Origin of the sequence: Streptomyces sp. NRRL F-4489, from assembly GCF_001509485.1 — a bacterium.
Lineage (GTDB): Bacteria > Actinomycetota > Actinomycetes > Streptomycetales > Streptomycetaceae > Streptomyces.
This window is the reverse complement of record NZ_LLZI01000227.1, coordinates 23,497-49,196: the sequence shown is the minus strand read 5'-3', so window position 1 is coordinate 49,196 and position 25,700 is coordinate 23,497. Positions and strand designations below refer to the sequence as shown.

The following is a 25,700-nucleotide window of genomic DNA, read 5'->3' as shown; positions in this document are numbered from 1 at the left end:
GCCCCGCGGCACCCCCGGCCGGGCGCCTGTCACGGCGTCCCGTAGCCCCCGCCCCCGGGCGTCCGGATCACCAGGACGTCGTCCGGCCCGGCCTCCGCGGTGTCGCAGCCGCGCAGCTCCTCCCGCGAACCGTCCGCCCGGAGAAGGAAGTTGGCGCCCAGCGCGCCCGGACCGCCGCCCGCCATCCCGTAGGGCGGGACCCGGCGGTGGCCGGAGAGCAGGGCGAGGGTCATCGGCTCCAGGAAGCGCAGCCGCCGCTCCGCGCCCCGGCCGCCGCGCCAGCGGCCGGTGCCGCCGCTGCCCTCGCGCAGCGCGAAGCCGTCCACCCGCACCGGATAGCGCCACTCCAGCACCTCCGGGTCGGTGAGCCGGGAGTTGGTCATATGGGTCTGGACGGCGTCCGCGCCGTCGAAGCCCTCGCCGGCGCCCGACCCGCTGGCGACGGTCTCGTAGTACTGCACCCGGTCGTTGCCGAAGGTGAGGTTGTTCATCGTGCCGGAGCCCTCGGCCTGGACGCCCATCGCGGCGTAGAGCGCGCCGGTGACGGCCTGGGAGGTCTCGACGTTGCCCGCGACGGTCGCGGCCGGGGGGACGGGCGCCAGCATCGAGCCCGGCGGGATGCGCACCTCGACGGGCTTGAGGCAGCCGCTGTTGAGCGGGATGTCGTCGGCGACCAGCGTACGCAGGACGTACAGCACCGCCGCCATCACCACCGAGCTGGGCGCGTTGGTGTTGCCGGGTTGCTGCGGGGAGGTGCCGGCGAAGTCCAGGACGGCGCGGCGGGCGGCGCGGTCCACGGTCAGCGCGACCCGGATCCGCGCGCCGCTGTCGGTCTCGTAGTCGTACCGCCCGTCCGGCAGCCCGGGCAGGATGCGGCGCACCGACTCCTCGGCGTTGTCCTGGACGTGCCGCATATAGGCGCGGACGACGTCGAGCCCGAACTCCCCGGTCATCCGCCGCAGTTCGCGGATGCCCTTCTCGTTGGCGGCGATCTGGGCGCGCAGATCGGCGAGGTTGGCGTCCGGGGCGCGGGAGGGGTACGGGCCGGAGGTGAGCAGGGCGCGGGTCTCGGCTTCTCGCAGCCGGCCGTCGCGGACCAGCAGCCAGTTGTCGAAGCGGACGCCCTCCTCCTCGATGGTGCGGCTGAACGCGGGCATCGAGCCGGGGCTGATGCCGCCGATCTCGGCGTGGTGGCCGCGCGAGGCCACCAGGAACAGCAGCTCGCTGCCGCCCTGGTCGAAGACCGGGGTGACGACGGTGACGTCCGGCAGATGCGTCCCGCCGTGGTACGGGTCGTTGACCGCGTACACATCGCCGGGCCGCAGGTCGGCGCCGCGCCGCCGCAGCACCTCCTTGATGGACTCCCCCATCGACCCCAGGTGCACGGGGATGTGCGGGGCGTTGGCGACGAGGTTGCCGGCGGCGTCGAAGAGGGCGCAGGAGAAGTCCAGCCGCTCCTTGATGTTGACCGAGTGCGCGGTGTTCTCCAGCCGCACGCCCATCTGCTCGGCGATCGCCATGAAGAGGCTGTTGAAGACCTCCAGCAGCACCGGGTCCGCCGCCGTGCCGACGGCGGTACGGGCCGGGCGCGGCCGGGCACGGGTGAGCAGCAGATGGCCGCGCTCGCCGACGGCGGCCCGCCAGCCGGGGTCGAGGACGGTGGTGGCGTCGTCCTCGGCGATGATCGCCGGGCCGGTGAGGGTGTCGCCGGGCCGCAGGTCGGCGCGGCGGTACAGCCCGGTGTCCGTCCAGCGTCCGCCGGTGTACATCCGGACGGTCTCCACCACCGCCAACTCCCCCTCCCTGGGCGGGAATTGGTGCCGGTATCCGGCGGCGCCGCCGGCCGGGCCGCGGGACTCCACCGACACCGCCTCGGCGACCAGCGGCTTGTCCATGGTGAAGCCGTAGCGCTCGCGGTGCGCGCGGGCGAAGTCCCCGGCCATGGCGGCGGCCGCGCCGAGCGGGACGCCGAGGGCGGAGTCGGTGCCGGCGTAGCGGACCAGGACCCGGGCGCGGGTGGTCAGGGACTCCTCCGGCACGCCGTCGGCGAGGAGTTCCCGCCGGGTCCGCCGGGCCAGCGTGTCGCACACCCGCCGGACCCGGCCGGCCGCGCCGTCCTCCCCCAGCGGCTCCTCGACGGCCTGTTCGCGTATCGCGGTGGCGTCGGCGACGCCGATGCCGTACGCGGAGAGCACCCCGGCCAGCGGCGGCACCAGGACCGTGCCCACGCCCAGGGCGTCGGCGACCGCGCAGGCGTGCTGGCCGCCCGCGCCGCCGAAGCTGACCAGGGCGTAGCGGGTGATGTCCCGGCCGCGCTGGACGGAGATCTTCTTGACCGCGTTGGCCATGTTGAGCACCGCGATGTCCAGGAAGCCGGCCGCGACCTCCTCGGGGCCGCGGTCGTCGCCGGCCTCGGCGGCGGCCCGGGCGGCCAGTTCCGCGAACCCCTCGCGGACCGCCGCCGCGTCCAGCGGCTGGTCGCCGGCCGGCCCGAAGACGCGCGGGAAGTGGCCTGGCTGGACGCGGCCGAGCATGACGTTGGCGTCGGTGACGGTGAGCGGGCCGCCGCGGCGGTAGCAGGCCGGGCCGGGGTCGGCGCCGGCCGAGTCCGGGCCGACGCGGTACCGGCGGCCGTCGAAGTGCAGGACCGACCCGCCGCCGGCCGCGACGGTGTGGATGTCCATCATCGGCGCCCGCATCCGCACCCCGGCGACCTCGCTGGCCGAGATCCGCTCGAACTCCCCGGCGTAGTGCGAGACATCGGTGGAGGTGCCGCCCATGTCGAAGCCGATGACCCGGTCGAAGCCGCCGTCCGGGCCCGCGCCGCCGTCCGCGGCCTCCGCGGCCGTCCGCGCCATCCCGACCACTCCGCCGGCCGGTCCGGAGAGCACCGCGTCCTTGCCGCGGAAGTGCGCGGCCTCCCGCAGCCCGCCGCTGGACTGCATGAACAGCAGCCGGACGCCCGGGAGTTGGGCGGCCACCTCCGCGACGTACCGGCCGAGGATCGGCGAGAGGTAGGCGTCGACGACGGTGGTGTCGCCGCGGGAGACCAGCTTCATCAGCGGGCTGACCTCGTGCGAGCAGCTGACCTGCGGGAAGCCGGCCTCCCGGGCGAGGGCGGCGACCCGCTGCTCGTGCGCGGGGTGGCGGTAGCCGTGCAGCAGCACCACGGCGGCGGCGCGCAGCCCGTCCGCGCGGGCCCGTACGAGCTCCCGGCGGACCCGGTCCTCGTCCAGCGGCCGGACCGGGTCGCCGTGCGCGCCGACCCGTTCGGGCACCTCGATCACCCGCTCGTACAGCGGCTCGGGCAGCACGATCCGCCGGTCGAAGATCCGCGGGCGGTTCTGGTACGCGATCCGCAGCGCGTCCCGGAAGCCCTCGGTGATCAGCAGCACGGTGCGTTCGCCGGTGCGCTCCAGGAGGGCGTTGGTGGCGACGGTGGTACCCATCCGGACGACCGCGATCCGCTCGGCCGGCACCGGGTCGTCCGGGCCGAGCCCCAGCATCATCCGGATCCCGGCGACCGCGGCGTCCCGATAGCGCTCGGGGCGGTGCGAGAGCAGCTTGCCGGTGACCAGCCGCCCGTCCGGCCGCCTGCCGACGACATCGGTGAACGTGCCCCCGCGGTCGATCCAGAACTCCCAGCGTCCGGTCACCCCGCCATTGTCGCAGCGCGGCCCGCTTCACACCGGGGGGCGCGGGCCGGGCGGGCGGTCAGGCGGCCAGTGCGGCGCGGTCGGCCAGCACGTCCGCGTAGTGGCCCAGCAGCTCGTCGCCGACCGCCTCCCAGGTGCGGGCCGCGACCGCCCGCCGGCCGGCCGCGCCGTACCGCGCCCGCAGCTCCGCGCCGCCGGCCAGGACCCGCACCGCGTCCCGGAGGGCGTCCCCGTCGCCGGGCGGCACCAGCAGCCCGGTCCGCCCGTGGTCGACGAGGTCCAGCGGCCCGCCGGCGGCCGGCGCCACCACCGGGACCCCGGACGCCATCGCCTCCTGCACGGTCTGGCAGAAGGTCTCGTACGGCCCGGTGTGCACGAAGACGTCCAACGAGGCGTACAGCCGGGCCAGTTCGTCGCCGGTGCGGCGACCCAGGAACCGCGCCTCCGGCAGCTGCGCCCGCAGGGCGGCGGCGCTGGGCCCGTCCCCGATGACCACCGTGCGCACGCCCGGCAGCCGGGTGGTCGCGGCGAGCAGCCGGACGTCCTTCTCCGGCGCCAGCCGCCCCACGTACCCCACCAGCAGCTCCCGCCCCGCCAGCAGCGAACTGCGCAGCACCGCGTCCCGCCGCCCCGGGTGGAAGCGCGCGGAGTCGACGCCGCGCGGCCACAGCCGCACCCGGGGCACCCCGTGCTCGGCCAGGTCCAGCAGCGCCGCGCCGGACGGGGCCAGGGTGAGGTCGGCGGCGGCGTGCACCGCCCGGATCCGCCGCCAGGCCGCCGCCCCGCCGCGCCCCAGATACGTCCGCGCGTACCGCGCCATATCGGTCTGGTACACCGCGACCGCCGGAACCCCGCGCCGGGCCGCGGCCGCCATCCCCCGCGCCCCGAGGACGAACGGTCCCGCCAGGTGCACCAGATCGGGCCGGTGCCCGTCCAGCGCCGCGGACAGCCGCCGCCCCGGGAGCGCGATCCGCACCTGCGGGTAGCCGGGCAGCGGCATCGAGGGCACCCGCACCACCGGGCAGGGCCCGTCGTACGCGGCGCCGGGGGCGGCCGGCCCGGTGTGCGCCAGCGGGGCGATGACCAGCGGCTCGTGGCCGCGCCGGACGAGGTGCCGGGCGGTCTGAAGCGCGCAGTGGGCGACGCCGTTCACGTCGGGCGGGAAGGATTCGGTGACAAGCGCGACACGCATACCGCAGTTGTCGGCGCACCGTGCGAGGCCCGGACCACGGGGATCTTTCCGCCCGGCGAACGTCCCATGAGCGTTCGCCCACCCGGCCGGTCCCGCAGCTAGGCCGCCGAGGCGTCCGGCCGGAAGCGGGCGCGGACCGCGGTCTGCACCTCGGCCTCCTCGGCCGGGTCGGCGGCGAGCCGGCGGAGCTGCTCGACGACCCGGTCGTCACCGGTGGCGGCGTGCCGGGCGGCCAGTTCCCGGGTGGTCTCCTCGCAGTCCCACAGGCACTCGACGGCGAAGCCGGCCGCGAAGCCGGGGTCGGTGGCGGCCAGCGCGGCGGCGGCCCGGCCGCGCAGCTGCGAGGAGGCGGTCTCGCGGTAGATGTGGCGGAGGACGGGGGCGGCGCAGGCGATGCCCAGGCGCCCGGCGCCGTCGGCCAGCGCCCACAGCCCGGCGGCGTCCGGCCCCTCCTCCCGGACGGTGCGGCGCAGCGCGGCCAGCACCAGGTCGGCGTCGCGGGCGGCGCCGCGGCGGGCGAGCATCGCGGCGGCGGAGGCGCCCAGCCGGTCACCGCGCGCGGCCCACATCCGGGCCCGCTCCACGGCGGCCACGCTGCGCATCCGCTCGTACGAGGCGAGCGCGGCGGCGGTCAGGGCCTCGGAGGAGAGCGGGTCGGTGGCGGCGGCCTCGATGAGGTCGAGCGCGGCGGGGTCGCCGCGTTCGGCGAGGTGGTGCAGGACGGCGGCGCGCGCCGCGTCCGGTCCGCCGCGGCCGGCCCGCAGCAGCTCGGCGCGGTCCTCGGGCCCGGCGACGGCGCTCAGGCAGCGCGCGGCGGCGAGGTAGCGGTGCTCCCCGGGGCGCGCCTCGCTCTCCCGCTCGGCCCACTCCAGCACCTCCGCCACGCTCCAGCCGGGGCGCGGCCCGCGCGGCCGGAGCTGGCGCTGCCAGCGGTCGAACGAGCCCTGCTCGCCGGCCGCGGCCAGCCGGGCGGCGTAGCGGGGGTCCTCGGCCCACAGCCGCCAGGGCCGGGGCTCGAAGGCGTCGCGGACGGCGGCGGCCAGCTCGGCCTCGCCGCGCGGGGTCCGGGGGAAGCGGGCCAGGACGGCGGGCGCCAGGCTCATCAGGCCGGCGTCGTCGTCCCGCAGCGCGAGCTCGTCCAGGGCCCAGCGCCAGTTGCCGCCGGCCGCGGCGTAGCTGCGCAGCAGCAGGCGGGCGGCGTCCCTGCCGTACGCGGCGAGGTGGCCGAGGACGGAGAGGGCGAGGCCGGTGCGCTCCTCACCGGTGTCGGTGAGGTCGTCGGGGTGGAAGAGGTGGCGTTCGATCTCCTCCAGGCCGCCGTCGAGCTGCATGTAGAGGCGCGCGTAATAGAGCGAGCGGTTCTCCACCTGCCAGTCCCGGCGGGGGTCGCGCAGCACGCTGGTGTTGAGTGCCGCGAGCGCCTCGGCCCGCGGCGCCGCGAGGGCGTGCAGGGTCCCGTCGCCGCGGCCTCGCTGGAGGAGGCCGAGCAGGGTGCCACTGGGCGCTATGTCTGGATCGAACATGAGGTCAGCATCCGATGCGGGGGACGGGCTGGCAACGGGATTTCCGCCGACCGGCATTCTTGCCGGTGACCGCGGGCCCTATGCGTCGTTCCCACCATGGATCGGCGGGGTGGACAGCTGTACGGCGGCCGCAGCCTAGCGTGGAACCCCTCATTCCGCCGATTCGGGCCCGGGAGCCACAGGAAGGCCGCTGGCATATGCCGGACGAACCACCGTATCGGGTAATGCCAAATCCCTTACGCACCGTCGCGGCCTGTGCAAGAGTCGTAACCGGCCCCTATCCAACCGGCGCCGCCTGATCACGGAGTACGTCATGCCGCCCCCTCTCTTCGCGGACCACCCAGCCGATCGGACGCCCGAGCGTGACGCGGTCGAGGCACTCATCTCGCAGGCCCGCACCCTGCGCGGTGGGCTCGACGCGGTGCGCAGAGAGTCCTCGGTGGCCGGAGACCTCGCCGCCGACCCGCAGCTGCGCTGGCAGCGCGCCCTGTGCGAGCTCGCCGTCCATCACCTCGACGACCTCGGCGGCCATCTCGACCAGCTCAGAGAGGGCCTGCCCGCCGCGGGCGCCGACGAGCCGGCGCCGTTCGCCGGCCGGCCCGCCGCCCCGCCCGAGCCCGCGGCGCCCGAGCGCGGCGCGCTGCTGCGCCGGGTGGGCAGCGCCGAGTGGAATCTCCTCACCGACGAGGTGACGTGGTCCGACGAGCTGTTCGCGATGGTCGGCCGGGATCCGGCGGACGGCCCGCTGACGCTGGACGAGCTGCCGTCCCTGGTCCACCCCGACGACCAGGAGCAGCTGGCCGTCATGGTCACCGACTGCCTGGTGGACGGCCGGCCGATCGACGGCGAGTTCCGCATCCTGCGCGCCGACACCGGCATCCGCACGGTCCACATGGTCGGCGAACCGGTGCTCGACGCCGAGGGCGGCACGGCCTGCATGTGGGCGGTGCTGCGGGACGTCAGCGAGCTGCGCCGCAGCCAGATGGCGGTCCGGGAGACCGGTGACTCGCTGCGGCGCGAGCACCACATCGCGCAGACCGAGCACCGCCTCGCGGTCGAGCTCCAGGAGGCCGTACTGCCGCCGTGGCGCGGTCCGCTGCGCTTCCCCGAGGGCGGTCCGGTCACCCTGGATCTGGCCGGCCGCTATCTGCCCGCCGCCACCTCCGCGCTGATCGGCGGCGACTGGTACGACGCCCTCCAACTCCCCGACGGGCGCACGCTGTTGACGGTCGGCGACCTCACCGGGCACGGCGTCGCCGCGACGTCCGGGATGGCGATGGTGCTCGGGGCGCTGCGCGGGATGGCGGTGGCCGGGCACCGGCCGGGCCCGCTGATGGGCTTCCTCAACCAACTCCTGGACACCGCCACCCAGCCGGCGCTGGGCAGCGCGGTGTGCTGCCAGTTCGACCCGGCGACCGGTGTACTGGAGTGGGCCCAGGCCGGGCACCCCGCACCGCTGCTCTTCCGCGGCGGCACGGGGCGCGCGCTGGATCCGCCGGACGGCGTCCTGCTCGGCGCCACCACGGGCGCGAGCTACGGCCAGCGCACCGAGCGGCTGCAGCCGGGCGATCTGCTGGTGCTGCACACCGATGGCCTGGTGCCGCGGCGCACCCACGGCCCGGACGGCGTCCAGGAGGGTGCCGAGCGGCTGCTGGCGCTGGCGCCGCGCTTCGGCGCGGCCCGCAGTGCGCAGGAGAGCGTCCGGATCGTGGTGGAGGAGTTCGGCGCCACCGAGCGGGAGGACGACGCCTGCGTCCTGATCGCCCGGGTCGGCGACTGACGCCCGGCCCGGCGCGACGGTCGGGGGTTGCGTCGGCGGTTGCGGAGTAGGGGTGGGTGGAGGCTCGTTCGCCGGGCGCGCCGGGGCTTCTCCGACGGCGCGTCCGCCGTACGGAAGCCGGCCGCCCGCCCCGTCCGGACGTGTCGGACCGGGCAGTGCCGGACCACGTGGCGTCGGACCAGGCGGCGTCAGACCAGGAAATTGGCACCGACGCCCGTCCCCGGGCCCAGCGTCGCGGCCTTACCTTTCGGCTTCTGCTTCGGCAGGACCTGCTGCAACTCCTCGCGCAGCTCCCGGATCTGGCCGCAGCCGGCGTACTGGCCGGTGAGCCGGAACATCTCGCGCAGCCGGTCCCAGGTGCGGTGCGAGGAGTTCTCCCCGATGGAGACCAGCGCCAACCGGGCGTAGCGGTCGGCCTGTTCGGGGTCGTCGCCGATGAAGCAGGCCGAGGCCATCGAGAGGTAGTCGAAGATCTGCGACCGCTGGTGACCGCTCTTGCGCAGTTGGAGCGCCTTCTTGGCGTGATTCTGCGCGATCTTGGCGGCCGAGGGGTCGTGTTCGGCGAGGGTGCGGAACGCCAGGGCCTGCATCCCGTGCAGATCCGCCTCGTCGAACATCTGCATCCAGGCCGGCGGCGGGACGTCGCCGCGGTCCGAGACGAACAGCTCCTCCGCCTCGCCGAGGGTGCGGCGCATCGCCTGGCCGTGGCCCTTGGAGGCGTGCGCCCACGCCTCGATGGTGTGCAGCATGGCGCGGGTGCGCGGCAGGGTCTCCTGGCCGGAGCCGGACTGGGCCAGCTTCATGAGGTCCAGCGCGTCGTCCGGGCGGCCGAGGTGGACCATCTGGCGGGCGGCGCGGGACAGCGCCTCGCCGGCGCGCGGGCGGTCGCCGCCCTCGCGGGCCGCGTGCGCGGCGATGATGAAGTACTTCTGCGCGGTGGGCTCCAGGCCCACGTCGTGCGACATCCAGCCGGCCAGCACCGCGAGGTTGGCCGCCACCCCCCACAGCCGGCGCTGGAGGTGCTCGGGGTGGCGGTAGGCGAGCATGCCGCCGACCTCGTTGAGCTGGCCGACCACGGCCTTGCGCTGGAGGCCGCCGCCGCGGGCCGCGTCCCAGCGGCGGAAGACCTCGACGGAGTGCTCCAGGGCGTCGATCTCCTGGGAGCCCACGGGGGCCGCCTCGTAGCGGTCGAGGCCGATCTGGTCGAGGTCGTACAGGGATTCGCCGGCGAGCTCGTCGTGGCGGAGGGCGGTCGGGGCGGGGTCGGTGTGCAGCCAGTCGTGCATGGCGCCGGTGAGTGCGGAGCCCGCGGCGAGCGCCGCGCCCACCCCCACCAAGCCGCGTCGATTGAGCATGAGGTCCATTCCCGTGAATTCCGTGAGGACCGCAGCGGTCCGCTCGGGCGCCCACGGCAGACCGTCCATGGCCTGGCGCTTCCCCGCGCGACCGGTCCGGGCGAACCCGAGGTCCTCGATGGTTACGACACGGCCGAGGCGCTCGGTGAACAGCGAAGCCAGTACCTTGGGCACCGGATCGCGGGGCGTCTCGCCCATGTCGATCCAGCGCCGGACCCGCGAGGTGTCGGTCGCCAGCTGCGGATGGCCCATGGCCGCCGCCTGCCGGTTGACCAGTCTCGCCAGTTCGCCCTTGGACCAGCCGGCCAGGCCGAAAAGGTCCGCGAGACGGGTGTTCGGCTCCCTGCTCACGTCAAGCCCCCAGGTTCCTCGACTGAGTTGACAGTAACGGCCGCTGACATGGGCGGCGAGCATTCGCCAGGGTTCGCCAGGGTCCGCCAGATGGTCTGCCACCCGCACCCGCGTGTTCGGTAGGTGTGCAGCCCCCGGCCCGGTGGCGGGACCGCATTCCCCAGGGTGCGCGCCCTGCACGGGGACCTGTGGACCGGCCGTCCGTACGGGACCCGTTCACGGGTTCCCGCCGCCGGACCGGGGACGCACGCAACTCGTCGGCGCACGAAGGGATCTGTCTCACCCATGTATGCAGCATCGTCCGCCGTGACCGCCCCCGCCCGGACGTACCGCCCGCATCCCGCGGGGAGCGGGCCGTATCCGGCTCCCTCCCCTTCCCCGGGGGCGGTGCCCGGGCTCCCGGGCGGCCGGAACCGGCGGGCGCCGGGGCCGGGCAGCCAACCGCTCAGCGGGAGACTCGACTTGTCCGGCCCCCAGGGCGCCCAGCTGCGCGCCGCCGTCGCCTCGGTGCACCGGATCTGTCCGGACTTCAACCCGGTCCAGGTGCTGCGCCGCGGCGGGAAGACCGTACTGCTCCTGGGGACGACCGGCCGGATGAGCGCGGTGGCGAAGTGTTTACTGGACCACTCCCCCGCGTGGGCGGACAGCTTCCGGCAGGAAATAAGCGCGTACCGGGCGTTCGTCCGGCACCGTCCGCCGGTCCGGGTGCCGCGCCTGGTGGCGGCCGACCCCGACAGCTGCGCGCTGGTGGTCGAGCGGATGCCGGGCCGGGTGGCGGCCCTGGCGCGGCATCCCGCCGAGGCGCCGCCGCGGGCCGATGTGCGGGCCGCGCTGGGGGCGATCTGCCGGGTGAACGCCTGGCGCCCGCCGGCCGGGCTGTTCGACGCCCCGCTGGACTACGCGGGCCGGATCGGGCGCTACCACGACCTGGGGCTGCTCACCGACCGCGATCTGGGTGACCTCCAGAAGCTGCTGCACGGGCTGGCGCACACCCAGGGCCAGTTCTGCCACGGCGACGCGCTGCTGAACAACGTCCTGCTCTCGCCGACCGGGCCGGTGCTGCTGGACTGGGACAGCGCGGGCTGGTATCTGCCGGGCTACGACCTGGCGACGCTGTGGACGGTGCTCGGCGAGGCGCCGGCGGCCCGCCGGCACATCAGCCAGCTCGCCCAGCAGGCCGGCACCACGGCCCGGGACGCCTTCCTGGTGAACCTCATGCTGGTGCTCACCCGGGAGATCCGGCGGTACGAGACCGCGGTGCAGCGGACGATGCGGGAGCCCGCGCCGGCCGCCGTCCCGGGGCAGCCCGGGGGGCCCGCGGCGGGCGAGGAGCAGCGGCTGCTGCTGCGCAGGCTGCACGACGACGCGCAGATGGCGCGGCGGGCGGTGCGGGCGGCGGTGGGTACCCGCTGATCCGCGAGGGGTGCGGCGGCACCCCGGGGATGACGGTGAGCGGCGCGGCCCGGTGCGGGCGCGCCGCTCACCGCCGTATTGGTCCATTCCACTGACGCCCCGCAGGTCCCGGGCCCGGTCCGGGAAGGCTCCTGGCGGTGCTGCCCTGACATGCGGAAACCCGACCGCGCGCGGAGACTGACGACGCGTCGGCACACCTATGGTTCTCGGCCCGATCGGGGGCTTAGTCTCGGGTTCTCCCGCACGGCAGCGGCCCGTCCGGTGCGCAGGCGCATCGGCCGGGCCCTGGCACACCACCGTCACACCGCCCCGGCTCGGGCCGGCTTGAGGAGGCTGTTTTGCGAGGATCCGCCCCTGACGACGCGTCAAGAACCCGCCGCCGCGCGCCGCGCCGGTCCGCCACCGCGCTCGCCGCGGCGGCGCTGCTGGTGCCGCTGGTCGCGGCGGCCCCGTCCGCGGGCGCCGGGCAGCCCCGGTCCGACGCGCTCCAGCGGGCCTTCGGCGACGCCGCCGCCCGCTACCACGTCCCGCGCGGTGTGCTGCTCGGCGTCGCGTACCTGGAGTCCCGGTGGGACGGCCACGGGGGCGCGCCCAGTGTCTCCGGCGGCTACGGGCCGATGCATCTGACCGACGCCCGGACGGCCGTGGCGCGGGCGCCGGAGTTCGGCGCGGACGGCGAGGACGCGCGCGGCGACTCCGCCCGGCCGGTCCGCGCCACCCCGCGCCCGGCGGCCCGGCGGGCGGTGCTGCCCGACCGGCTGCCCGAACGGCTGCGGACGCTGCCGGAGGCGGCGAAGCTGACCGGGCTGCCGGCGGAGCGGCTGCGGACCGATCCGGCGGCGAACGTGCTCGGCGGCGCCGCGCTGCTCGCCGCCCACCAGCGCGCGCTGGGCCTGCCGGCCAGCGCCGATCCGGCGCGGTGGTACGCGGCGGTGGCGCGCTACGGCGGCCAGGACGATGCGCGCAGCGGGGCGGCGTTCGCCCGGGACGTCTTCTCGGTGATGCGGCAGGGAGAGAGCCGCGTCACGGACGCCGGGCAGCGGGTCACGCTGGCCGCCGCGCCCCGGCTGACCGCCGACCCCGCCCAGGAGAAACGTCTCGGCGCGGCCACCGCGCAGCGCGCCGCCGCGCCCGGCGGCCCCGGGGCGCTGGAGTGCCCCTGGTCGGTCGCCTGCGAGTCCTGGCCGGCGCCCTACGAGGAGTACGACAACGGCACCAACTACGGCAACCACGATCTGGCCGACCGGCCGAAGGACCAGCGGATCGACACCATCGTCATCCACGACACCGAGGGCTCCTGGGAGACCACCCTCCGGCTGATCAAGGACCCGAAGTACGTGTCCTGGCACTACACGATCCGGTCCGCCGACGGGCTGATCGCACAGCACGTACCGACCAAGGACGTGGCCTGGCACGCGGGGAACTGGTTCGTCAACGCGCACTCGATCGGCATCGAGCACGAGGGGTTCCTGGCCGCGCCGGACGCCTGGTACACCGAGGCGATGTACCGGACGTCGGCCCGGCTGGTGACGTACCTGGCGGCGAAGTACCGGATCCCGCTGGACCGGCAGCACATCCTGGGCCACGACAACGTCCCCGGCACGACGCCGGGCACGATCCCGGGGATGCACACCGACCCCGGGCCGTACTGGGACTGGGCGCACTACTTCACGCTGCTGGGCCACCCGTTCCGGCGCACCGCGGGCCCGGACGGCGGGCTGGTCACCATCCGGCCGTCGTACGACCGCAACCGCCCGGTCTACACCGGCTGCGAGAAGGCGGGCACGCCGTGCCCGGAGCACGGGTCCACGGCCGTCCGGCTGCACACCGCGCCCAGCGACAGCGCGCCGCTGATCCAGGACATCGGGCTGCACCCGGACGGCGCGGCGACCACGACCGGGGTGAACGACACCGCGGCGCGGGCGACGACCGGGCAGCGGTTCGCGGTGGCGGGCCGGTCCGGTGACTGGACGGCGATCTGGTATCTGGGGCAGCAGGCGTGGTTCCGCAACCCGCGGTCGCACCCCACGGCGGTGGACGCCAAGGGCCTGGTGGCGACGCCGAAGGCGGGCCGGGCGGAGATCCCGGTGTACGGGCGGGCCTATCCGGAGAAGGAGGCGTACCCGTCGCAGGTGCCGGTGCAGTCGGTCACGCCGCTGCCGTACAGGCTGCTGTCCGGCCAGCGGTACGCGGTCGGCGGGAAGGTGCGCGCGGACTACCTCTACGCGCCGACGTTCGACATCGCCCGGCACGCGGTGGTCCGGGGCGAGGACGTGTACTACGAGATCCAGGTGGGGCACCGGGTCGGCTATGTGCGGGCGGCCGACGTGGACGTGCGGCCCTCGGAGTCGTAGGCGGAGTGGGACGCCGCGCGCCCGGTGGCGGTTCGGGACCGCCACCGGGCGCGCGGGCGTGCGCGGCCGCCCTCCGCAGGCCGGCCCTGCCCCGTCAGCCCTGCTGGAACAGCTCCGCGGGCAGCGGCTTGAGCAGCGCGTAGAGGTCGTCGGTGATCGGGCGGTCCCAGCTTGCGATGGTGACCAGGACGCCGTCGCTGCGGTCGAACTGGACGCAGGAGATCCGGCTCTCGGAGCACTTGACGCGCTTGACGATCAGGAGGTTGTCCTGGTGCATCACCGGGGTGTCCTCGGTCTCCACGACCGTCACCGGCTCGTCGTTCTCCAGCGCGGCGAGCAGCTGGGCGACCTCGAAGGGCACCTGGCCCTCCTCGACCTCGCGGGCCGGGGAGCCCTCCGGCAGATTGCCGATGATCATCGCCGGGCCGCGGCCGCCGAACAGGTCGTAGCGGAGGAAGACGCCCTGGCAGCTCCCGTCCGGCGCGGGCAGCAGCCCGGCCCCGAGATTCCCGGGCCAGTCCCCCGGGTCCATGGCGAGTACGTCGAAATCTGGACCGGCGGGCGTGGCTGCGCTGCGGCGGCGGAGGAAGGACATGCCGCCATCGTACGTGGCCCGGCCCGGCGGACGGCGCGGACGTCCGCACCGGGCGGCGGCGTACGGGTGGCCTGGTCAGCCGGGTGCGGCGGGTGCGGCGGCCGGTCCGTGCGGAGGGTGACCGCGGGCCACGGCACGCGCCCTGTCGCGGGCATGCCACGCATCCCGGATGCTACGGTCGCGGGCAGCCGAGCGCCATCAAGGGGGAACCGTGGCCGATCTCCGTCAACTGCTCCGCGATCTGCCGGTGTTCGCGGCCGATCCGCTGCCGGTGTTCGATCCGGCGGAGACGCCCGGGGACCCGGTCGCGCTGTTCACCGACTGGCTGCTGGGCGCCATCCGGGCGCAGGTGCCCGAACCGCACGCGATGACGCTCGCCACCGCCGGCCCGGACGGCGATCCGTCCGCCCGGACGCTGATCCTGAAGGACGTGGACGCGGCGGGCTGGCGGTTCGCCGCGCACCGGGCCAGCGGCAAGGGCCGCGAACTGGCCGCCCGGCCGTACGCCGCGCTGACCTTCTACTGGCAGCCGCTCGCCCGCCAGGTGCGGGTGCGCGGGCCGGTGGTCCCGGAGAGCGCGGAGCGGTCGGCCGCCGACTTCCTGGCCCGCAGCGCCGGGGCGCGCGCCGAGGCGCTGCTCGGCCGGCAGAGCCGCCCGCTGGCCTCCCTCGCCGAACGGGACGCCGCGGTGGCCGGCGCCGCGGAGCGCCTGGCCCGCGACCCCGGCCTCGTCCCGCCGGAGTGGACGCTGTACGCGGTGCGGGCCGAGGAGGTGGAGTTCTGGCAGGGCTCCCGGGACCGCGATCACACCCGGCTGCGGTACCGCCGGGACGGCGCGGGGTGGACGAAGGAGCTGCTGTGGCCGTGAGCGGGTCGGCGGGCGCTACCGCGGCGGACCGGCGGATCGACCACTGGCGGGCCGGGCTGGCGGCGGTCCCGGAGGAGGTCTGGCGGCGGGCGGACTGCGAGGTGCTGATCCTGGCGGACAACCACCTGACCGAGGTGCCCGGCGCGGGGCTCGCCGGGCTGCGCCGGCTGCACACCCTGGACCTGGGCCACAACGCGCTCACCGCGCTCCCGGAGGAGATCGGCGCGCTGGCCGGTGCGCTGACCCGCTACCTCTACGTGCACGACAACCGGCTCACCGCCCTGCCGGACGCGGTGTGCCGGCTGGACCGGCTGGCGTACCTCAACGCCGGGGACAATCCGCTCGGGCGGCTGCCGGAGGGGCTGGGGGCGATGGCCGGGCTGGTGGAGCTGCGGGTGCAGCGGGCGCGGCTGAGCGCCCTGCCGGGGTCGGTGGGGCGGTTGCGGCGGCTGCGGGAGCTGTGGCTGGGGGGCAACGCGCTGACCGCGCTGCCGGCCGGGGTCGGGGAGCTGGCGGAGCTGCGGGTGCTGGAGCTGCGGGACAACGCGCTGCCCGCGGTGCCGGGAGCGCTGCGGGGGCTGCCGCGGCTGCGGTGGCTGGATCTGCGCGGCAACCGGATCGCCGGACTGCCCGGGTGGGTGGCCGCGTTGCCGTCGCTGGAGAAGCTGGACCTGCGGTGGAACGCGGTGGACGACGCGGCGGCCCCGGTCCGGGCGCTGCGGGACCGGGGCTGCGTGGTGCTCACCTGACGCCGGATCGGGGCGGGCGTCCGGGCCGGCGGCGTCAGGTCAGCTCAGGTCACGTCAGGTCGAACTCGCCCTCCCGGGCGCCGAGGACGAAGCCGCGCCACTCCGCCGGGGTGAAGATCAGCGCCGGGATCTCCGGGCTGCGGCCGTTGCGCATCGCGATATAGCCCTCGACGAAGGCGATCTGGACATCCCCGCCCACGCCCCGCGTGCTCGTCCGCCACTCCGCTTCGGTCAGGTCGAGCTGGGGCCTGGGCCCGCCCGCGAGCCGCTGGTCGGTGATGCTGTCGGCCACGTAACCGCTCCTCCCGGTCGTCGTCCGGGCCAGGGTAACGACTGGGCCCGGGGACGGACAGAGGACGTGCGGACGGGGCCGGGGTCAGCCGGTGGGGGCGTCGGCGCCGACCAGCCACATGGCGAAGAACTGCGATCCGCCGCCGTAGGCGTGCCCCAACGCCCGCCGTACGCCGTCCACTTGGTGCTCGCCCGCCCGGCCGCGTACCTGGAGCGCGGCCTCGGCGAAGCGGATCATGCCGGAGGCGCCGATGGGGTTGGTGGACAGCACCCCGCCGGAGGGGTTGACCGGCAGATCGCCGTCGAGGGCGGTGGCGCCGGACTCGGTGAGCTTCCAGCCCTCGCCCTCCTCGGCGAAGCCGAGGTTCTCCAGCCACATCGGTTCGTACCAGGAGAACGGGACGTACATCTCGACGGCGTCGATCTGGCGGCGCGGGTCGGTGATCCCGGCCTGCCGGTAGACGTCCGCGGCGCAGTCCTGGCCGGCCCGCGGGGAGACGAAGTCCTTGCCGGCGAAGAGGGTGGGCTCGCTGCGCATCGCCCCGCCGTGCACCCAGGCCGGCGGGTGCGGGGCGCGGGCCGCGCCGGTGCGGTCGGTCAGGACCATGGCGCAGGCGCCGTCGGAGGAGGGGCAGGTCTCGGAGTAGCGGATCGGGTCCCAGAGCATCGGCGAGGACTGGACCTTCTCCAGGGTGAGGTCGTGCTCGTGGAGGTGGGCGTAGGGGTTCTTCAGGGCGTTGCGGCGGTCCTTGTAGGCGACCAGGGAGCCGATGGTGTCCGGGGCGCCGGTGCGGCGCATGTACGCGCGGACGTGCGGGGCGAAGAAGCCGCCGGCGCCGGCCAGCAGCGGCTGCTGGAACGGGATCGGCAGGGACAGGCCCCACATCGCGTTGGACTCGGACTGCTTCTCGAAGGCGAGGGTGAGGACGGTGCGGTGCACCCGGGCGGCGACGAGGTTGGCCGCGACCAGGGCGGTGGAGCCGCCGACCGAACCGGCGGTGTGCACCCGGAGCATCGGTTTGCCGACCGCGCCGAGCGCGTCGGCGAGGTACAGCTCCGGCATCATCACCCCCTCGAAGAAGTCCGGCGCCTTGCCGATCACCACGGCGTCGATGTCCGCCCAGCTCAACTCGGCGTCTTCCAGCGCCCGTTGGGCGGCCTCGCGGACGAGTCCGGCGATCGAGACATCGCGCCGGGCGGCGACGTGCTTGGTCTGGCCGATGCCGACGACGGCCACCGGCTCCTTCGCGGACGCGGTACCGCTCATCGCTCCCCCTCCAGGACGGCGACCAGGTTCTGCTGAAGGCAGGGACCCGAGGTGGCGTGGGCCAGGGCGCGGTCGGACTCGCCGCGCCGGATGGCGGCGGCGGCCTCGCCGACGCGGATCAGACCGGCGGCCATCACGGGGTTGGCGGCCAGGGCGCCGCCGGACGGGTTGATCCGGACGGTGGACCCGGGGTCGTCGAGCCGCAGGGCGCGGCGCAGGACGACCTCCTGGGAGCTGAACGGCGCGTGGAGTTCGGCGAGGTCCACGGGGGCGTCGAAGGCCCCGGCGCGTTCGGCGGCGAGCCGGGTCGAGGGCGAGTCGGTCAGGTCGCGGACGCCCAGGCCGTGGGCCTCGATGCGGTGGTCCAGGCCGCGGATCCAGGCCGGGCGGCCGGTGAGCCGGCGGGCGGTGTCGCCGGCGGCCAGCACCACCGCGACGGCGCCGTCGACGACCGGCGGGCAGTCGCCGGTGCGCAACGGCCCGACGACCTGCCGGCCGGGCCCGGTGTCCGCGCCGCCCCGGCTGCGGGCCCCGATGGCGGCCAGTTCGCGGTCGCCGGTGAGTCCGGCGTCGTACAGCGCCTGGGCCTGGAGGGCGGCGAGCGCCACCGAGTCGGGCCACAGCGGGGCGAGGTAGTAGGGGTCGAGCTGGCGGGTGAGGACCTCGCGGAGGTCGCCGGGTGAGGACTTGCCGTACGCGTAGACCAGCGCGGTGTCGGCCTCGCCGGTGAGGATCTTCACCCATGCCTCGTACAGCGCCCAGGCGCCATCCATCTCCACATGGGATTCGGAGATCGGCGGCCAGGCGCCGACACCGTCCAGCGCCATGGTGAAGGAGAAGGCGCGGCCGGCGAGGTAGTCGGAGGAACCGGAGCAGGTGAAGCCGATGTCGCGGGCTTTGAGGCCGGTCTGCGCGAGGACGTCGTGGAGGACCGGCATCACCATCTCGACCTCGGAGGTGTCGGCGCTGTCGGCGACCGGTTCGCTGCGCGCGAAGGCGACGACGGCGACCTCGCGCGCCGGGCCGCGTACCGGGCCGGGCACTGGCTCGGACATCAGATCAGCTCCTTGTAGCTGTCGTAGTCGGCGTCGGGCTCGCCGGTGGGGCGGTAGTGGTCGGGGTAGCGGGCGCCGTCGGTCCAGACCGGCTCGACGCGCAGGCCCATCCGCACCTGGTCGTAGGGGATGCCGCCGATCCGGGCGTGCAGGGCGAGGTCGGCGCCGTCCAGGGCGATGTGGGCGTAGACGTAGGGCACCTCGATGTCGAGGTTGCGGGCCTTGATGTTGACGATGCAGAAGGTGGTGACGGTGCCGCGGGGGCCGACCTCGACCTGTTCGCCGGTGGCGACGCCGCAGGTGGGGCAGGCGCCGCGGGGCGGGACGTAGACCTTGCGGCAGGCCGGGCAGCGTTCGCCGAGGGTCTTCCGCTGCGCGAGGCCCTGGAGGAAGCGGGACTGGGTGCGGCCGGGGGCGTAGGTGTAGTCGAGCCGGGCGGGGGCGGTGATGCCGGTGACGGGGTCCGCGAACCGGCCGGTGTGCGGGGTGGGCGCGGCGGCCGGCGGCGCGTCCCGGTCCGCCGGTTCGAAGCAGGCGATGTCGGTGATCGCGCCGGTGCGTTCGGCGGCCCAGCGGATCCGGACCCGCATACCGGTGCGTACGGCGTCGGGGCCGGGGGCGTCCAGGGCGTGCAGCAGGGCGGTGTCGGCGCCGTCGAGCCGGACCAGGACCCAGGCGAACGGGGTGGCCAGCGGCTGGCCGCGGCGCGGGGACGGGTTCCAGGCCCAGGTGGTGACGGTGCCGGCCGGGGCGACCTCGACCAGGTCGCTGAGTTCGTCGGCGGTCACCGGGTCGTACTCGGTGGGCGGGACGACGATCCGGCCGTCGCGGGCCCGGACGCCGAGCACGGTGCGCTCGCGCAGTCCGGTGAGGAAGGCGCTCTGGACCGGGCCGAGGGAGCGGGTGAAGGGGAATTCCACGACGAGCGGCGCGGTGAGGACCTCTGACATGCGGGGCTCCTGGGGCTGGTGGGGTCAGGCGCGCCGGAAGACCGGGGGGCGCTTCTCGGCGAAGGCGCGGGCGCCCTCCTTGGCGTCGGCGGTGTCGAACACCGGCCAGCCACGCGCGAGTTCGGCGGCGAGTCCGTCCGTCTCGGTCAGCTCGGCGGTCTCGTAGACGGACGCCTTGACGGCCTCGACGGCGAGCGGGCCGCAGGCGTTGATCCGCTCGGCGATCTCCAGGGCCGCGTCCCGCGCGGTGCCGTCCGGGACGACGCGGCCGATCAGGCCGATCCGGGCGGCCTCCGGTGCCGGGTAGGGGCGGCCGGTGAGCAGCATCTCCAGCGCGTGGGTGCGCGGGATCTGGCGGGGCAGCCGGACGGTGGAGCCGCCGATCGGGAACAGGCCGCGCCGCACCTCGTAGAGGCCGAAGGTGGCGCTCTCGCCGGCGACCCGGATGTCGGTGCCCTGGAGGATCTCGGTGCCGCCGGCCACGCAGGGGCCCTCGACGGCGGCGATCACCGGTTTGCGCGGGCGGTGGTGGCGCAGCATCGCCTTCCAGTGCAGGTCGGGGTCGGCGCGCAGCCGCTCCCGGTACGCTCCGCCGGCCATCCCGTCGCCGGCCAGCGCCTTGAGGTCCATCCCGGCGCAGAAGGCGCCGCCGGCGCCGGTCAGCACGATGGAGCGGATGGTGTCATCGGCGTCGGCGGCCAGCCAGCCGTCGTACAGGCCGACCAGCATCGGCAGGGAGAGCGCGTTCTTCGCCTCCGGCCGGTTGAGGGTGAGCACCAGCGTCGCGCCGGCGCGTTCCACGGTGAGGTGCTCGGTGCCCGCGTCCTCCGGCCGTACCGGGGCGCTCGCGGCGTGTTCGGTCCCGCCCATTGGGGTCCTCCCGTCTGGCAACGAGAACAGGTTGCAGTAGCGGCACGGCGAGTTCAAGGCTTTTTCTGACGCAGTGTCAGTTTCTGCTGTGCGGGCCCTTCCCTGTGCCCCCCCGGGGGCGCTCTAATGACCGCCGAGCCGACGCCGCCCGGTCTGGAGGAGCCATGGAGTACAACCTCGCCGACCTCTTCGAGTCGATCGCCGACACCGTCCCGGACCGGGAGGCGCTGGTCCACCTCGACCACCCGGGCAGCGGCGCCGAGCGGCGGCTGACCTACGCGGAGCTGGACCGCGCCGCCAACCGCCTGGCCCACCACCTCCAGGAGCAGGGCGTCCGCCCCGGCGACCACGTCGGCCTGCACCTCTACAACGGCGTCCCGTACCTCCAGGCCGTCTACGCCTGCCTGAAGATCCGCGCCGTCCCGGTCAACGTCAACTACCGCTACGTCGAAGAGGAGTTGGTCTACCTCTACCGGGACGCGGACCTGGTGGCACTGGTCTTCGACGCGGAGTTCACCGAACGGGTCGCCGGGGCGCTGCCGCGCACGCCGAAGCTGCGGCATCTGATCCGGGTCGGCACCCCGCCCGCCGGGGCGCCCGAGCCGCGCATCGCGCCCGTACCGCTGGCGGAGGCCGAGGCGGCCGGCTCGCCCGAGCGCGGATTCGCACCGCGCTCCGCCGACGACCGGATGGTCATCTACACCGGCGGGACGACCGGTATGCCCAAGGGCGTGGTCTGGCGCCACGAGGACCTGTTCTTCTCCGGGATGGGCGGCGGCGCGCCGACCGGTGAGCCGGTGAAACACCCGGGCGAACTGGCCGAACGGGTCGCGGCCGGCGGCGAGGGCCTGGTCTTCTTCCCCACGCCCCCGCTGATGCACGGCACCTCAACTCTGACCGCGTTCATCGCCTTCCACTTCGGCCAGAAGGTCGTCCTGCACCGCAAGTTCGCGCCGGAGGAGGTGCTGCGCACGATCGAGCGGGAGCGGGTCACCAGCGTCTCCCTGGTGGGCGACGCGATGCTGCGGCCGCTGGTGGACGCGCTGTCCGGGCCGCTCAAGGGCACCGACTGCTCCTCGCTGCTGAGCGTCAGCAGCTCGGGGGCGATCCTGTCGGAGACGGTCCGGGCGCAGTTCGCCGCGCTGGTGCCGGGCGCGCTGCTGCTGAACAACTTCGGGTCGTCGGAGTCCGGTTTCAACGGGACCGCCACCGACGACTCAGGCCCGGAGAAGGGGTTCCGGATCAGCGTCAACTCCCGTACGGCGGTGGTGGATCCGGCCGATCACCGCCCGGTCGCGGTCGGCGAGGTGGGCCGGCTGGCCCTGCGCGGCCACGTACCGCTGGGCTACTACAACGACCCGGCCAAGACCGCCGAGACGTTCTTCGAGGCGGACGGCGAGCGATGGGTGCTGCTCGGCGATATGGCGACCGTCGACGCGCGGGGCGTGGTGACGGTGCTGGGCCGGGGCTCGCAGTGCATCAACTCCGGCGGCGAGAAAGTCTATCCGGAGGAGGTCGAACAGGCCCTGAAGGCGCATCCGGCCGTCTACGACGCGCTGGTGGCCGGCGTCCCGGACGACCGCTGGGGCAACCGGGTCGCCGCCGTGGTCCAACTCCGGCCGGGGACGGGTTCATTGGACCTCGCCGCAATCCAGTCCCATTGCCGCACCCGGCTGGCCGGCTACAAGGTCCCGCGCACCGTCGTCTTCACCGACCACATCCAGCGCTCGCCCAGCGGGAAGGCGGATTATCGGTGGGCCAAGGCTGTGGTGGCGGGGGTGGGGGGTTCGGAGGGAACCGGCGGCGCGGGGTGAGCGGGTGGCGGGCCCCGGAGGCTTACGCGCCGCAGACCGACCGCAAGGCGCGGGCCAGCCCCGCCGTGTGGAGCGCGTCGAGATGGTGCCGGTGGCTCAGCTGGAGCGCGTCGGCCGCCAGGCGCGGTGTGCAGCCGGGGGCGGTACGGGCGCGCGGGGAGGCGGCGAGGGCCCGGACCAGTTCGCCGTTGATGCGGTTGATCTCCTCGCGGACCTGGGCGAGGTCCGGGCGGGTGGTGGGCGCCTGCGCCGGATCGGCGGTCCAGCGGCGGTGCAGCCCGCGCTGGACGAGCTTGCTGGCCTCGATCTGGTCCCGGAAGACCCGTACCGTCGCGTCCGGGTCGGCGCCCAGCGCCCTGGCCTGCGCCGCCACGTCCGCCAGCACCTGCTGTTCGCGGGCCGGGTCGTCGATCGGGCTGCCGGTGCCCCACTTGGCGGCGGCCACCGGGTCGGCGGTGGCCAGCCGCTCGGCGGCGAGCGCGACCAGCGCCCGCAGCTGCCCGGCCGACGCGCCGGGCGCACCAACGACCGTTCCCCGACCTGGAGTTGCGGTACTCGTTCGAGCGGCGGCGGCGGTGGCCGTCCCAGGAGTCGGCGCCGCGACGGCGCTCCCGGCCCCGGTGGCCAGCACGGCCGCGGCCGTCCCGGCGATCAGCGCTCGGCGCATCAAGGAAGTCACCCGCACATCGGCCCTTTCCGTAGCCACTTCGCTCCCCCTCCGGGGGCGCTTCGGGGCACCTAGGGGGTGCCCGAACGGATCCCGTAGGGGGCCCGTGGCCCCCCTGCGGGGCCTCAACGCGGCGCAGGGGGCCGGGTATTCCCGTGGAGGGGACCGTCGGGTGGAGCTTAGAGGGGAGCTTACGGGCCCCGGGCACCGGGCTGCGGGCGGGGCTCCGGGCCCGGGGGGCTTGGGCAGCGGGCTGCGGCGGGGGCCCTGGGCTCGAGGGGCTTGGGCACCGGGCTGCGGCCGGGGCCCCGGGCCCGGGGGGGCTTGGGCACCGGGCTGCGGCGGGGGCCCGGGCTCGGGGCGCGGGGCGCCGGCGGACAGCGCGGGGCGCCGGTGGGCAGCACCAGGCACCGGTGGGCAGCGCGGGGCGCGCCGCCGTAACGCTCCCGTCGACGCGTCACCGTTGCGCCGCCGCCCACGCGCTGCCTTTGCATCCCCGCCGACGCGTCACGGTTGCGCCGCCGCTCACACACTGCCGTTGCACCCCCGCCGACGCGGCCCCCTAACGCCCCCACCGATGCGCTCCCGTTCGGCCCTGCCGACGCGCCGCGGCTGTGCTCCCGCCGACGCGCCACCGTCACGCCCCGCTAACGCGCCGTCGTTACGCCGCCGCCGACGCGCGCCGTTACGCCCCCGCCAGGAAGGACGTCACCGCGGCCAGGTAATCGCCGGGGCGGTCCTCGTGGATGAGATGGCCGGCGTCCTCGATGGTTACCAGGCGGGCGGTGGGGATGGTGTCGGCCAGTTCGGCGAGATGGTCCGGGGGGATGGGGCTGGTCGCGCCGCCGGACATGACGAGGGTGGGCGCGGTGATGGCGGCCAGGGCGGTGCGCCAGTGCGGCGCGGGGGCGTTGCGTTCGGCGACCACGGCGGCCTTGGCCTGCCAGTCGAAGGACGCCGGACCGGGCGGCGGCGCCGGGACCTCCTGCGGCGGGTCGGCGGGCACCGGCGGGGCCGGCTCCTCCGCGATCAGATGGGAGACCAGATCCGGGCGGTGGGCGGCCAGCAGCAGCGCGGCGGTGGCGCCCAGCGAGTGGCCGATGAGCGTGACCGGGCCGAGGCCGAGGGCCTCCACGAAGCCGATCGCGTCGTCCCGCCAGCGCTCGAACCCGTACTCCCCCGGCCAGTCGCTGCGGCCGTGCCCGCGCTGGTCGAGGGCGTGGACGCGGTGGGTGGTGGCGAGCCGGCCGACCACCCCGCGCCAGTCCTCACCGTCCTCGCCGAGGCTGTGCAGCAGGACCGCCGGGGGCGCGTCCGCCTCGCCCCAGACGCGGTATGCCAGCTGGACGTCACCGACCTGCACCTTCTGTACGTCACCCATGCGCCCGACGCTACCCGCGGACCGTGCCGGGCACGCCTCTTGACGTGTTCGCCGCGCGCTGATTACTTGGAGCGGCGGCACGTGGCTACCGAATGATCGGTAGGGAGGCAAGGCGGTGGGATCATCCATGCCGGAAGCGGCTACGGACAGAGGGACGGCCGGCGGACCGGCGGACGGGCTGGCGGATGGACCGGCTAGCGGATCGGCGGACGGACTGGCCAGCGGTCCGGCGGGCGAATCGGTCTGCGGGGGCGAGTGGTGCGAGGACGCCGAGCGGCTGTCGGTGGACGCCCTGCGCGCGCTCCAGCTCACCCGCCTGCGCGCCTCGTTGCACCACGCCTACGCGCACGTCCCCTTCTACCGCGCGGCGTTCGACCGGGCCGGGGTCCACCCGGAGGACTGCCGTACGGTGGCGGATCTGGCCCGCTTCCCGTTCACCGTGAAGGACGATCTGCGGGCGCACTACCCGTTCGGGATGTTCGCGGTGCCCAAGGACCGGATCCGGCGGCTGCACGCGTCCAGCGGCACCACCGGGCTGCCCACCGTCGTCGGCTACACCGAGGGGGACCTCTCGAAGTGGGCGGGCCTGGTGGCCCGTTCGCTGCGCGCGGCGGGTGCGCGGCCCGGGCATACCGTCCATATCGCCTATGGCTACGGGCTGTTCACCGGTGGGCTCGGGGCGCACTACGGCGCGGAGCGGCTCGGCTGCACCGTCGTCCCGGCCTCCGGCGGGATGACCAGCCGCCAGGTGCGGATCATCCAGGACTTCCGGCCCGAGATCATCATGGTGACGCCGTCGTACATGCTCACCCTCCTGGACGAGTTCGAGCGGCAGGGCATCGATCCGCGGACCACCTCGCTGAAGGTGGGCGTCTTCGGCGCCGAGCCCTGGACGCAGGAGATGCGCCGGGAGATCGAGGAGCGCTTCGCCATCGACGCGGTGGACATCTACGGGCTGTCGGAGGTGATGGGCCCCGGCGTGGCGCAGGAGTGTGTGGAGACCAAGGACGGGCTGCATGTGTGGGAGGACCACTTCCTGCCCGAGGTCGTCGACCCGATCACCGGCGAGGTACTGCCGGACGGCACGCCCGGCGAACTGGTCCTCACCTCCCTCACCAACGAGGCCATGCCGGTCATCCGCTACCGCACCCGGGATCTGACCCGGCTGCTGCCCGGCACCGCCCGGCCGGCCTTCCGCCGGATGGAGAAGGTCACCGGGCGCAGCGACGACATGATCATCCTGCGCGGGGTCAATCTCTTCCCGGCCCAGATCGAGGAGATCGTGCTGCGGACGCCCGGGGTCGCGCCGCACTTCCAGCTGCGGCTGACCCGCGAGGGCCGGCTGGACCAGCTGACCGTACGGGCCGAGGCCCGGCCGGACGCCACGGCGGACGACCGCGCGGCGGCGGCCGGCCGGATCGCGCGCGGCGTCAAGGACGGGATCGGCGTCACCGTCGCGGTCGAGATCGTCGATCCGGAGACCCTGGAGCGCTCGGTGGGGAAGTTCAAGCGGATCGTGGACGCCAGAGGGGAGGCGTGACGGGGCGCCGGTGGTCCCAACGGCCCGGC

Annotated in this window: 19 protein-coding genes; 7 read left to right on the top strand and 12 right to left on the bottom strand. The window is 75.2% G+C overall.

Annotated features, from left to right (window positions below; all coding sequences use genetic code 11):
• Window positions 1–29 precede the first annotated feature (29 nt).
• The 3 genes from ADL22_RS18670 to ADL22_RS18660 form a co-directional block, all read right to left on the bottom strand.
• Window positions 30–3,656, bottom strand: coding sequence for a hydantoinase B/oxoprolinase family protein (locus ADL22_RS18670; protein ID WP_066980588.1), 3,627 nt, complete (start codon window positions 3,654–3,656; stop codon window positions 30–32).
• A 58-nt stretch (window positions 3,657–3,714) separates the two neighbouring features.
• On the bottom strand, window positions 3,715–4,848 hold the full coding sequence (locus ADL22_RS18665; RefSeq protein ID WP_066980585.1) for a glycosyltransferase family 4 protein: 1,134 nt from the start codon (window positions 4,846–4,848) through the stop codon (window positions 3,715–3,717).
• Between the two features lie 98 nt (window positions 4,849–4,946).
• Window positions 4,947–6,371 carry a hypothetical protein gene (locus tag ADL22_RS18660; RefSeq protein ID WP_066980583.1) on the bottom strand — a complete coding sequence of 475 codons (1,425 nt, stop codon included), beginning with the start codon at window positions 6,369–6,371 and terminating at the stop codon, window positions 4,947–4,949.
• 313 nt (window positions 6,372–6,684) lie between these two features.
• Between ADL22_RS18660 and ADL22_RS18655 the strand changes: the two genes are divergently transcribed.
• The gene (locus tag ADL22_RS18655; RefSeq protein WP_066980580.1) at window positions 6,685–8,151 is read left to right on the top strand and encodes a PP2C family protein-serine/threonine phosphatase; all 1,467 of its coding nucleotides are present in this window, start codon (window positions 6,685–6,687) and stop codon (window positions 8,149–8,151) included.
• A 188-nt stretch (window positions 8,152–8,339) separates the two neighbouring features.
• On the opposite strand, the gene ADL22_RS18650 is transcribed toward ADL22_RS18655, so the two are convergent.
• Complete coding sequence (locus ADL22_RS18650) at window positions 8,340–9,857, bottom strand: hypothetical protein (RefSeq protein WP_066980577.1); 1,518 nt, start codon at window positions 9,855–9,857, stop codon at window positions 8,340–8,342.
• Between the two features lie 285 nt (window positions 9,858–10,142).
• On the opposite strand from ADL22_RS18650, the gene ADL22_RS18645 reads away from it, so the two are divergent.
• Window positions 10,143–11,270 (top strand): aminoglycoside phosphotransferase family protein, encoded by a 1,128-nt coding sequence (locus ADL22_RS18645; protein ID WP_066980575.1) that lies wholly within the window; start codon window positions 10,143–10,145, stop codon window positions 11,268–11,270.
• Between the two features lie 338 nt (window positions 11,271–11,608).
• Window positions 11,609–13,624 carry an N-acetylmuramoyl-L-alanine amidase gene (locus tag ADL22_RS18640; protein WP_066980572.1) on the top strand — a complete coding sequence of 672 codons (2,016 nt, stop codon included), beginning with the start codon at window positions 11,609–11,611 and terminating at the stop codon, window positions 13,622–13,624.
• 94 nt (window positions 13,625–13,718) lie between these two features.
• Here the strand turns inward: ADL22_RS18640 and ADL22_RS18635 are convergent, their stop codons facing one another.
• Complete coding sequence (locus tag ADL22_RS18635) at window positions 13,719–14,219, bottom strand: hypothetical protein (protein ID WP_066980569.1); 501 nt, start codon at window positions 14,217–14,219, stop codon at window positions 13,719–13,721.
• Window positions 14,220–14,430: 211 nt separating this feature from the next.
• Between ADL22_RS18635 and ADL22_RS18630 the strand changes: the two genes are divergently transcribed.
• On the top strand, window positions 14,431–15,087 hold the full coding sequence (locus ADL22_RS18630; protein ID WP_234430765.1) for a pyridoxine/pyridoxamine 5'-phosphate oxidase: 657 nt from the start codon (window positions 14,431–14,433) through the stop codon (window positions 15,085–15,087).
• A gap of 35 nt (window positions 15,088–15,122) precedes the next feature.
• Window positions 15,123–15,836 carry a leucine-rich repeat domain-containing protein gene (locus tag ADL22_RS18625; protein ID WP_066980613.1) on the top strand — a complete coding sequence of 238 codons (714 nt, stop codon included), beginning with the start codon at window positions 15,123–15,125 and terminating at the stop codon, window positions 15,834–15,836.
• Window positions 15,837–15,885: 49 nt separating this feature from the next.
• Here ADL22_RS18625 and ADL22_RS18620 read toward each other — a convergent pair whose 3' ends face one another.
• The 5 genes from ADL22_RS18620 to ADL22_RS18600 all read right to left on the bottom strand — a co-directional run bounded on the left by ADL22_RS18620 (window position 15,886) and on the right by ADL22_RS18600 (window position 20,269).
• Window positions 15,886–16,128, bottom strand: a complete 243-nt coding sequence (locus ADL22_RS18620; RefSeq protein ID WP_066980563.1) for a DUF397 domain-containing protein — start codon at window positions 16,126–16,128, stop codon at window positions 15,886–15,888.
• A gap of 84 nt (window positions 16,129–16,212) precedes the next feature.
• Window positions 16,213–17,394 carry a thiolase domain-containing protein gene (locus tag ADL22_RS18615; protein WP_066980560.1) on the bottom strand — a complete coding sequence of 394 codons (1,182 nt, stop codon included), beginning with the start codon at window positions 17,392–17,394 and terminating at the stop codon, window positions 16,213–16,215.
• Window positions 17,391–18,449 (bottom strand): thiolase domain-containing protein, encoded by a 1,059-nt coding sequence (locus ADL22_RS18610; RefSeq protein ID WP_066980557.1) that lies wholly within the window; start codon window positions 18,447–18,449, stop codon window positions 17,391–17,393. The genes ADL22_RS18615 and ADL22_RS18610 overlap by 4 nt, the downstream gene beginning before the upstream one ends.
• Complete coding sequence (locus tag ADL22_RS18605) at window positions 18,449–19,399, bottom strand: Zn-ribbon domain-containing OB-fold protein (RefSeq protein WP_066980554.1); 951 nt, start codon at window positions 19,397–19,399, stop codon at window positions 18,449–18,451. The genes ADL22_RS18610 and ADL22_RS18605 overlap by 1 nt, the downstream gene beginning before the upstream one ends.
• A 24-nt stretch (window positions 19,400–19,423) precedes the next feature.
• On the bottom strand, window positions 19,424–20,269 hold the full coding sequence (locus tag ADL22_RS18600) for a crotonase/enoyl-CoA hydratase family protein (RefSeq protein WP_066980551.1): 846 nt from the start codon (window positions 20,267–20,269) through the stop codon (window positions 19,424–19,426).
• A 164-nt stretch (window positions 20,270–20,433) separates the two neighbouring features.
• Here ADL22_RS18600 and ADL22_RS18595 point away from each other — a divergent pair, with 164 nt between their 5' ends.
• Window positions 20,434–22,083: an acyl-CoA synthetase gene (locus ADL22_RS18595; RefSeq protein WP_066980547.1), complete on the top strand. Its 1,650-nt coding sequence runs from the start codon at window positions 20,434–20,436 to the stop codon at window positions 22,081–22,083.
• A gap of 22 nt (window positions 22,084–22,105) precedes the next feature.
• On the opposite strand, the gene ADL22_RS18590 is transcribed toward ADL22_RS18595, so the two are convergent.
• Together ADL22_RS18590 and ADL22_RS18585 are read right to left on the bottom strand one after the other, a co-directional pair.
• On the bottom strand, window positions 22,106–22,750 hold the full coding sequence (locus ADL22_RS18590) for a chorismate mutase (protein WP_066980544.1): 645 nt from the start codon (window positions 22,748–22,750) through the stop codon (window positions 22,106–22,108).
• A 685-nt stretch (window positions 22,751–23,435) separates the two neighbouring features.
• A complete protein-coding gene (locus tag ADL22_RS18585; protein ID WP_066980541.1) occupies window positions 23,436–24,131 on the bottom strand; it encodes an alpha/beta fold hydrolase in 696 nt (231 codons plus the stop codon).
• A gap of 127 nt (window positions 24,132–24,258) precedes the next feature.
• Here ADL22_RS18585 and paaK point away from each other — a divergent pair, with 127 nt between their 5' ends.
• Window positions 24,259–25,671, top strand: coding sequence for a phenylacetate--CoA ligase PaaK (gene paaK / locus ADL22_RS18580; protein WP_234430764.1), 1,413 nt, complete (start codon window positions 24,259–24,261; stop codon window positions 25,669–25,671).
• Window positions 25,672–25,700: the final 29 nt, after the last annotated feature.